1 protein-coding gene is annotated in these 847 nt (G+C 67.1%); it reads right to left on the reverse strand.

Annotated features, from left to right (window positions below; translation table 11 throughout):
- Window positions 1-60: 60 nt before the first annotated feature.
- Window positions 61-786, reverse strand: a complete 726-nt coding sequence (locus tag QMK30_RS38350; protein WP_283522954.1) for an IS6 family transposase — start codon at window positions 784-786, stop codon at window positions 61-63.
- Window positions 787-847 lie beyond the last annotated feature (61 nt).

An 847-nucleotide genomic window follows, 5' to 3' on the forward strand; every position in this document is an offset into this window, starting at 1 on the left:
GGTGCTGTCACGTTGGTGGGGGGTGGGGTGTCTGATGGTGTGTCGGGGTGTGGTGCTGGGTCAGGCCGCCGTGGTCAGGCCGGTATGACCGGTGATCTGGTCCCAGATCGCGAAGCGGATGATCATCTCGAGGCGGTGGTCGGGGGCGGTCATGAGGTGGCGTCGGGGTCGAAAGTGGGGTGAGATGCCGCTGAACGCGGCCAGGAATCTCTGTGCCCCGCCGACCGAGCGGAAGCCCTTCATCGCCCGTTCGTGTTGCCTCGTCGGCTGGTGGGAGTTCTCGGCCCGGTTGTTCAGTCCCTTGTGGGAGCGGTGCTCCACCGAGGGCATCACCTCGCGGTGCGCGGCGCCGTAGGAGCGGAGCTTGTCGGTGACCACCACCCTCGGCACCGACCCGGTCCCCTCCATCAGTTTGCGGAAGAAACGCCTGGCCGCGGCGGTGTCCCGACGGGACTGGACGAGGATGTCCAGCACGTTGCCGTCGGCGTCCACGGCCCGCCACAGGTACTTCTGCTCGCCGTTGATCTTGACGAAGACCTCGTCCAGGTGCCATTTGTCCCCGGGGCGGGGGCGCCGGCGGCGCAAGGCGTTGGCGTAGTCCTGACCGAACTTCAGGCACCAGCGGCGGACCGTCTCGTAGGAGACGACGACACCGCGCTCGAGCATCAGCTCCTCCACCTCGCGGAAGCTGAGCGGGAACCGGAAGTACAGCCACACGCAGTGCGAGATGGCCTCCACCGGTACCGGTGCCCTTTGTACGACGGCGGCGTAGTCGACACGAGCGATCCCCTCCCAGCATGACCAACCCCAAGATCATCCCACCCCCGTCAGCCAACGTGACAGCGCC

Origin of the sequence: Streptomyces sp. H27-C3 (genome assembly GCF_030063415.1) — a bacterium.
Classification (GTDB): Bacteria; Actinomycetota; Actinomycetes; order Streptomycetales; family Streptomycetaceae; genus Streptomyces.